This is a genomic window from Microcoleus sp. K1-B1, assembly GCF_036704705.1.
Classification (GTDB): domain Bacteria; phylum Cyanobacteriota; class Cyanobacteriia; order Cyanobacteriales; family Microcoleaceae; genus Microcoleus.
In genome coordinates, this window is record NZ_JAUBSH010000151.1 from 1 (window position 1) to 7,881 (window position 7,881).

At 43.3% G+C, this 7,881-nt stretch carries 9 protein-coding genes; 2 read left to right on the forward strand and 7 right to left on the reverse strand.

Annotated features, from left to right (window positions below; all coding sequences use genetic code 11):
* Window positions 1-180 precede the first annotated feature (180 nt).
* Genes QUA83_RS29420 through QUA83_RS29430 form a run of 3 tightly spaced genes read right to left on the reverse strand, consistent with a single transcriptional unit; the run spans window position 181 to window position 877 of the window.
* Window positions 181-474: a hypothetical protein gene (locus QUA83_RS29420; protein WP_333297703.1), complete on the reverse strand. Its 294-nt coding sequence runs from the start codon at window positions 472-474 to the stop codon at window positions 181-183.
* 36 nt (window positions 475-510) lie between these two features.
* Entirely contained in the window at window positions 511-750 is a 240-nt protein-coding gene (locus tag QUA83_RS29425) for a hypothetical protein (protein WP_333297704.1), read from the reverse strand.
* Window positions 731-877: a hypothetical protein gene (locus QUA83_RS29430; RefSeq protein WP_333297706.1), complete on the reverse strand. Its 147-nt coding sequence runs from the start codon at window positions 875-877 to the stop codon at window positions 731-733. The genes QUA83_RS29425 and QUA83_RS29430 overlap by 20 nt, the downstream gene beginning before the upstream one ends.
* A 215-nt stretch (window positions 878-1,092) precedes the next feature.
* Between QUA83_RS29430 and QUA83_RS29435 the strand changes: the two genes are divergently transcribed.
* The gene (locus QUA83_RS29435) at window positions 1,093-2,172 is read left to right on the forward strand and encodes a tetratricopeptide repeat protein (protein ID WP_333297708.1); all 1,080 of its coding nucleotides are present in this window, start codon (window positions 1,093-1,095) and stop codon (window positions 2,170-2,172) included.
* 462 nt (window positions 2,173-2,634) lie between these two features.
* Entirely contained in the window at window positions 2,635-4,062 is a 1,428-nt protein-coding gene (gene glgA / locus QUA83_RS29440; protein ID WP_333155339.1) for a glycogen synthase GlgA, read from the forward strand.
* Between the two features lie 264 nt (window positions 4,063-4,326).
* Here glgA and QUA83_RS29445 read toward each other — a convergent pair whose 3' ends face one another.
* From QUA83_RS29445 to QUA83_RS29460, 4 genes are all read right to left on the reverse strand, one after another.
* Entirely contained in the window at window positions 4,327-4,752 is a 426-nt protein-coding gene (locus QUA83_RS29445; RefSeq protein WP_333297710.1) for a DUF1824 family protein, read from the reverse strand.
* Window positions 4,753-4,982: 230 nt separating this feature from the next.
* Window positions 4,983-5,693, reverse strand: a complete 711-nt coding sequence (gene rnc / locus QUA83_RS29450) for a ribonuclease III (protein ID WP_333297712.1) — start codon at window positions 5,691-5,693, stop codon at window positions 4,983-4,985.
* A gap of 47 nt (window positions 5,694-5,740) precedes the next feature.
* Window positions 5,741-6,940, reverse strand: a complete 1,200-nt coding sequence (gene rnc / locus QUA83_RS29455; protein WP_333297714.1) for a ribonuclease III — start codon at window positions 6,938-6,940, stop codon at window positions 5,741-5,743.
* A gap of 111 nt (window positions 6,941-7,051) precedes the next feature.
* A complete protein-coding gene (locus QUA83_RS29460) occupies window positions 7,052-7,288 on the reverse strand; it encodes an HNH endonuclease (protein ID WP_333297715.1) in 237 nt (78 codons plus the stop codon).
* Window positions 7,289-7,881: the final 593 nt, after the last annotated feature.

Below are 7,881 nucleotides of genomic sequence, written 5' to 3' on the forward strand. Positions count from 1 at the left end.
ATCTTTATTTGACGATTTTACTAGCTTTTTCATTTTAACTCTTTTTTGACACATTCGCAAAAGTGAGATGCACCCTAGATAGCAATTATCTTCATCACAAAATTTAATAATTATTATATAAGGTAATTTCTTAATTCAGAGTCCTCTTCTTCAATTGCTTTCAATATTGCCCGTTTCTGATTAACTTCTCTCTCTAGATTGAACTGTACCTCCATCTTTTCCATTTTTGGAGCCATACTCAATGGGTTTGTGACTCCCTTTAAAGTCGCCACTGTCTGAAACGGTTACTTGTTTAATCGGAACAACTTCCCCATCTAAAGTGATATTTGCTGTATCATCCTCAGCTTTCATTTGCTGTAATTTTTCAGATTCAAAATTTTCATCCCTTACCAATACCGAAAAAACCTCCCCCTCATCCCCACCCGCATCAACACGATTAATTTGCCAATCAACAAAATGCTCAAAATCTTCCACCAAAAGCCCCGCAACAGCCGTAACATTCCCCGCATTTTAGGCAAAGAATTCCCGCAACTGATAAATCTTCCCTGTCGCAGCCACAAACGCACCCAAAGCACCATTAATCTCAGATTGTGAACGAATCTCAATCTTTGGAAAATCCCTAAAATCTCCCTGTGCCAAAGCAGAAGCTAACTCGACTGCTTTCTCCACATCAAAGCTGTTGTCATAAGCTATCTGCATCTTAGCCAGAAAATCTGGACTTGCCGCAAAACTACTGAGGGAATTCTGCACGATCGCCCCGATCGTACTCAAAGTACGCGCGTGCGTAGCTATCCCGTAGGGAATCGCCCTCTTCTGCCGAATTCACACCCGCACCTACTTTAGTAGCGAAAAATTCATCATCTGTTAGCCATTTCATAATCCTATCTCGTCAAAAAACTAATTATTTACAAAAAAAGTAAAAACTAGAAGGGGTGATCGCCCTTCATTGAATCCTCACTACTTCCCCAGCCCCGGCAAACTCACATTCGTCTCGAACTAGGTATTGTCTTTTAAGATGCCGACTCATGTATTGACAGAAGCAAAAATGAATGAAAAAATAGAGGGGATGGCATTATAGAAAAATACTGAATAATGGACAGTAATTTTGTGAATGCTGGATTTGTCCAACCGCATAGCTGGATGCTGGGGATTTTAGCCGGAACAAGTCTGTCGCTGTCCCTCCTAGCTCAATCCGCGACAGCTCAATTGCATCCAACTTCTTTACAAGAGTTGCAACGACAGCAAGAAATACAAAGATTAGGAGATCCGCCGAAAAAGAAGGATCGCCAACAATGGGAAAGGTGGCAGCGACGCTACCAAAAACTTCTGGAACGACACGAACGAGAAAGGCGATGGGAAAGTGATAGAAATAGCTTTCCACCGCCACTAAATCCATTGCCTAACATGAATTTTGGTGAAAATTTTCCACCGCTACTAAATCCGTTGCCTAACATAAATTTTGGTGATGATTTTCCACCGATGCTGAGTCCGTTGCCTAACGAGAATTTTGGAGGAATATTTCAACCATCTTTTTTCGTTACACAATGCCGACAGATGGCAGGATTCTTCAAATCAACAGATAGAAAACATTACCGTCGCGAAAATCAACGCTGCGATCGCATGGAGGAAGAAGAACGTCGTGCTTTTAATGCAAGACAACAGCAGCGACAACAGCAGTTACAACAGCAGCAATTGCAAGAGCGGGAGCGATTGCGCTTAATTCAAGAAGGAAATTCCTTTCAAAGTCAGGGAAAACATGAAGAAGCAGAACCCATCTTCCGCCAGCTTGCTGAGCAGTATCCTAGAGATGCTTATCTGCGTTACAAGTGGGGAAATACCCTTTACAATCTCGGAAAAATTGATGAAGCTGCTCAATCATATCAGCAAGCAATTAAAATTAATTTAAAATATGCCGTTGCTCATCATGCTTTAGGAGTCTTGCGAATGAAGCAAGGGCAATTAGAAGCAGCATTGGCTGAGTTTAAGCAGGCGCTTTCGATAAATCCTAAGTATGCTGATGCACTCTACAGTTTGGGTCAGGCATTATGGAATCAAGGCAAGATGACAGAGGCCCTCGAATTTCTCCGAAAAGCTAAGGATTTATTTTCAGAGCAACGGAGGTTGCCGGAGGTTAAAGAGGTGGATAGCTTTTTGCAGCAAATTGGTCAATAGAATCTAAAATTTCAGCCAACTCCCAACAATAAATTAATCAGGAAGGAGAGTGTAATGATGAAGCAAAAGCGTCACCTAAAGCTAAATTGAATGATTGGGAGTAGGGTAGCTGCAATTAAACTGTTTCCTGGGGACTCACTCAATCAGCTACCGCTCAATTTATAACTGAATCGCTTGAAAAGTAAGGGGTAGAATCAACCTTAGAGAGATTAGCTGTATCCTTAGACGAGAGCGATCGCTTTCAGTGTAAAAGACGGTGATCCACAGATGGGGCGATCGCACTTTCATCCCCAGCCACTGTTACCTCAAAAAGCGATCGCTCTCTTTTTTATTGCAGATGAACCGACGCATATCTGAAAATAGGGATCGAAAATTATTTATTTGGCACGATCGCGTTAATATTGTGCCACTCGCCATTTAAACTTAATCTAGACTAACAATCTCAAGGAACACAAAAAAATAATGCGTATTTTATTTGTATCCGCTGAAGCATCACCCCTCGCCAAAGTGGGCGGTATGGGCGATGTCGTCGGCGCTTTGCCGAAATTTCTGCGGCGCATGGGCCACGATGTCCGCATCTTCATGCCCTACTACGGTTTCGTCCCCGACAAAATGGACGTTCCCAAAAAACCTGTTTGGGATGGGTCTGCCATGTTCCAAAGCTTCTCGGTGTTTGAAACTGTTTTGCCGGGAACCGATGTACCTTTATACTTATTACAACATCCATCTTTCTTGCCGCGCCGCGTTTACGGCGGTGTAGATGAAGATTGGAGGTTCACTTTCTTTGCCAATGCTGCGGCTGAATTTGCCTGGAATCATTGGAAGCCCCAAATTATCCACTGTCACGACTGGCATACGGGGATGATACCTGTTTGGATGAGCCAAGATCCCGATATCAGCACGGTTTTTACTATTCACAATTTAGCTTATCAAGGGCCGTGGCGCTGGCGTTTGGAGCAGATGACTTGGTGTCCTTGGTATATGCAAGGTCACAATACAATGGCTGCCGCAGTACAGTTTGCCGATCGAGTAAATACAGTTTCACCGACTTACGCCGAGCAAATCAAAACCCCAGCTTATGGGGAAACTTTGGAAGGTTTGCTGTCTTACCTCGGCGGTAAAGTATCGGGCATCTTGAATGGAATTGATACAGAATCTTACAATCCAGCAACTGACAAGTACCTCCATCAACAATTTAGTGCTGATACTATTGAAAAGCGCCCCGCTAATAAAATTGCGCTGCAAGAAGAAGTCGGTTTGGAAGTAAATAAAAATGCCTTTTTGATCGGCATGGTGACGCGGCTGGTAGAACAGAAGGGATTGGATTTGATAATTCAAATGCTCGATCTGTTCATGGCCTATACGGACGCTCAATTTATTGTACTGGGAACGGGCGATCGCTACTACGAAACCCAACTCTGGCAAATGACAGCCCGCTATCCCGGTCGGATGTCCACCCAACTACTCTACAACGAGGCCCTCTCCCGGCGCGTTTACGCAGGCTGCGACAGCTTCCTGATGCCCAGCCGTTTCGAGCCCTGCGGCATCAGCCAAATGCTCGCCCTCCGCTACGGGTGCGTGCCAATGGTTCGCCGCACCGGCGGTTTAGTCGATACCGTTTCCCACAACAACCCGATCGACAATACCGGTACCGGTTACTGTTTCGATCGCTACGAGCCCCTGGACTTGTTCACCTGCATGATCAGAACTTGGGAAGGTTTCCGCTACAAAGATAAGTGGAGAGAACTGCAACAGCGCGGCATGAGAGAAGATTTTAGCTGGGATATTTCGGCCAGGAAATACGTCAACTTGTACAGCGATATTTTGGGATTGCCGCCCGAAGAAACCACACCGGCATCAGAGGCAGAATTGATCGTTGGTAAAGGTTAATCTTAGTCAGGTGCGTCAGTCGCTGTTTGATTCAACTGAATCGAAGGGCGGGCTGACGCACCCTAAAGCTTAGTAAGGTGCATCAGTCAATCGATTTTAGATTTTAGATTTTAGATTAAAGAATTGAAGCATTGACCTCACGGATGAGTCCGGGGGCTTGTATCCTGGATGCTTTCAGTCGGTTTTTGATTCAATTTAATCGATCGACTGACTACGGACTACTGACTACGGACTACTGACTAATGACTAATGACTACTGAAAAATTAATCAAATAAATCGAGAGGTAAATGACCGTAAGTTCCACTAACTCCATCTTCTGAGGAAGATTGACAAGAAATCAAAACGCCCCGGTAAGTTCCGGGATAGCCGTCAACATAATACGACCCCTTCAAAGTATTGAACTTAATATAAACCGAACCAGCAAAGGTCGAGACAGCATTGGGATCTAAAACAGCTTGATATCCCAAAGCTTTCAAATAAGCTTCTAAAGCTAAAAACCCCTCATCCGTCGAAGAAGCGCACACTCCCAACATTTGATAATCCGACAAACTTGCTACCAGCAAAATCGCTTGACGGAGTGCCTGTTTTTCCAGTGGCGATGCTACAGATTGCATATCCAGACAAGTGAAATCTTTGAGGATTTGCTGTGCTTCTTCAACAGTTAGGGTAGTCGGGTTGTGAGTAGACATGAATTGCTCTGATATTTCCCAAAATTACGCTCGACACTGGGGTACTCGTCAACGAACTTCTGCCCTTGCAACCCTCGATCGACGGCGGTAACACTTGCACAAGTCCTGATTATAGCCCATTGTGTGCTCTGGCAATCAATTCGGGCGATCGTCTTCGAGGGCTTTCCTTCGCTAACGCCAACGCCGGAAGCGCACAAAAAAGCTAGTAGTTTTTACCAATGTTTTCAAGTTTAGATCAGTCCGGGTTTTTTCAGCTTTGCTAGCGCATCTTCGGCCGCATTTTTCTCAGCATCTTGTTTGCGGCGACCCCGGCCAACACCGTACATTTTACCGCTCACATACACTTGAGCAGTGAACTCTTTGGCATGATCGGGGCCTTCCTCATCAATGATTGAATATTCAGGGTTTTGACCGAATTTTGCCAGAGCCCACTCCTGAAATCGATTTTTAGAGTCTACAAGGTTTTTTTGCCCAGCATCGGACTGAGGGTAAATCATACTATCAGCAACTGGAATAAACAGCTTTTTAACAAAGGCGCGGACAGGTGTAATGGTTGAGTCGAGATAGTACGCACCAATAATCGCTTCAAAAGTATCGCAAAGCAAAGAGGGATTTTGGCGACCTTTATCTTGTTCTGCCCCTTTTCCCAGGCGCATTAACTTGCCTATACCTAGTTGCTCAGCAAACTTTGCTAGCTGATTCTGATCGACTAATCCAGAGCGCAACCGAGTTAATTGAGCTTCGCTAAAATCTTCATAGCGCTTGTACAAGATTTCGCCAACTAGATAACCTAGCAGGGCGTCGCCGAGGAATTCTAGTCGCTCGTTGTGTTCGCCTGCTTCTGGGTGTTCGTTTACGTAGGAACGGTGAGTGAGCGCGCGACTTAGAAGTGATTCATTTTTAAATTTTGGAAGTTTGGGAAATTTTGGAAGTTTTGGCATTTTTGTTTGTTTAGTTATTCAGCAAATCAATTGTACGGAAAATGTCTTTACATTAGCTCTATTTTTTTCAGTGCAGCTTCAGCAGCCAGCTTTTCAGCCTCTTTTTTACTGCTAGCTGTAGCTTGACCGTACACCTCATCCTTCACGCGCAGTTCAACGGTAAATTCTTTAGCATGACTAGGGCCAGCCTCATTAATTGTTATGTATTCAGGGGAAATTGACCCCATATTGCGATGTACCCATTCCTGGAACCGATTTTTTGAATCTACAAGGTGTTTGGAATCGATATCAGGCGTAAGAGACAAGAAATCTTCAACTACTGAAGTAAACAGCGGCTCTACAAACTCACGGACACCCTCAATACCAGAATCGAGAAAGTACGCGCCGATAACAGCTTCAAAAGTATTACTAAGCAGCGTGTTATTCGTTCTTCCTCCACTGGTTTCTTGACCGTTGCTTAACCGCATCCATTTGCCAATGTCGAACTCGATCGCAAACTTCGCTAACTGTGCCTTATCTACTAACGCAGAACGTATGCGAGTCAGTTCACCCTCACTTTTATTTGAATAATCACGATAGAGATACTCAGCGCTCAGGAAAGTTAACAAGGCATCACCGAGAAACTCTAGTAGCTCGTTGTCTTCACTTACTTCTTTCGGATTTTCAAAAAGAAATGATCGGTTAGTAAGTGCCTGATTTAACAGAGAAGCATCCTGAAAATTTAGTGTTTGTAGTAATTCTGCTAAACTTGCTCTACAGCGAGATTCTTCAGCAGAAGAACTTTTAGTTTCGTGACGAGTTTGCTCTTGAGCAACAAGAAGTCGCATGACATCTTGTTTTTGCTTTTCTACTTCTTTAATATCTGCCTCAGATGCAGATATAGCTTTAAGTAGTTTGGCAATACTGCCGAGAGCGCGATAGGTGTCTTCACTGGAAAATGAGGAATTGTGCGCCCAATTATTGCGGACTTCTATAAGTTCAATCACTAGAGCATTTTCAAAAGGAGTTAGATGCCTTTTGAAGACATTATCCCACTGCTTTGACATGACTGATAACAGGGTCAAAACATCTTCACGGAGAATATTATCTATTATTTTTCTTTTGGGTATTTTATTGTTGACCAAGCAATCTTGAGCCTTTGCCAGCCAGCGCTCTCCGTAAAATGCTTGCATTTGTTGTTCCACATAAGGGTACAATCTCTGACAGAGAAAGTTTAAAGCATTGCCAACTCGTTCGTTATTGTTCATAGCCATCTTTGTTATTTCCTTCTCTCGATCGCTTAGGGTAGATTATGGTTTTTTATTTCCGGGTCAAACCCGGTTGATTTGAAAAACCGGGTTTGTGAATTGAGATGTTACCTATAGACAATTACCCCTTACCCAGTTGGGAGGGTAGAGACTGTTTCCGCGAGACTGGTTGCATGAAAGACAAGCAAGTCGTAGGTTTTCTAGACTGTCAGATCCACCGCGGCTTCTGGGGCGCAAGTGTTCGATAGTCAGTTGATTTTCTGGAAGACATTTACCGCACCACCAACAGTTATGACCATAATCATCGATAAGCTTTTGCTTCTTGTTATGCTTCTGCTTTAGATTCATTTCGGTTTCCTTGTGCTTGTTGTTTACAACAGCGTTGAAACATCAGTTATCCAGCACATAAGGAGTGTTGCTTAAGGATTGGCAAGAAATGAATATTCCCAAACAAATAAGATTAAAAAGTAGGGATTAAGGCTACTTCTGATTTACTTATCTTATTTGGATAATTTTCTGTCTGGAAGTTCATAAATGAGAACAACTCACACTAAGCAAACACTTTTTAGGTGGCGCTAGGTGTGAGCTGATGTCTCATCTACCGTATATGTAAATATTCTTATATATATACATCTATATGAGATTAAGAGACAACTGCAATAGATATTTAGATAAATACTTAGCAATGTTATTTACTAATCACATATTGAAGCATATGTATAAAAAAAGATACATATACGATAGGTGAGACAGCAGCCCACGCTCGGCACTGGAATTTTGATGACCCAATTATTTCGCTCAAGGCTAGCATAAAGCCAAGCTCGATGTCAATCTCTCCCCCTCCCCCCGATCGCCCCTCTCCCTGCTGACAGGTGTAGGTTTTTTACGACTGGGTAGTATAAAGTCAATTAAACCAGGCGAAAATAAGGGTGATTCAACGA

Excerpts from the sequence above, each read along its gene's own strand:
- QUA83_RS29430 (WP_333297706.1), bottom strand. The coding sequence starts at position 877 with ATGAAATGGCTAACAGATGATGAATTTTTCGCTACTAAAGTAGGTGCG.
- QUA83_RS29435 (WP_333297708.1), top strand. The coding sequence starts at position 1,093 with ATGGACAGTAATTTTGTGAATGCTGGATTTGTCCAACCGCATAGCTGG.
- glgA (WP_333155339.1), top strand. The coding sequence starts at position 2,635 with ATGCGTATTTTATTTGTATCCGCTGAAGCATCACCCCTCGCCAAAGTG.
- QUA83_RS29445 (WP_333297710.1), bottom strand. The coding sequence starts at position 4,752 with ATGTCTACTCACAACCCGACTACCCTAACTGTTGAAGAAGCACAGCAA.
- rnc (WP_333297712.1), bottom strand. The coding sequence starts at position 5,693 with ATGCCAAAACTTCCAAAATTTCCCAAACTTCCAAAATTTAAAAATGAA.
- rnc (WP_333297714.1), bottom strand. The coding sequence starts at position 6,940 with ATGAACAATAACGAACGAGTTGGCAATGCTTTAAACTTTCTCTGTCAG.
- QUA83_RS29460 (WP_333297715.1), bottom strand. The coding sequence starts at position 7,288 with ATGAATCTAAAGCAGAAGCATAACAAGAAGCAAAAGCTTATCGATGAT.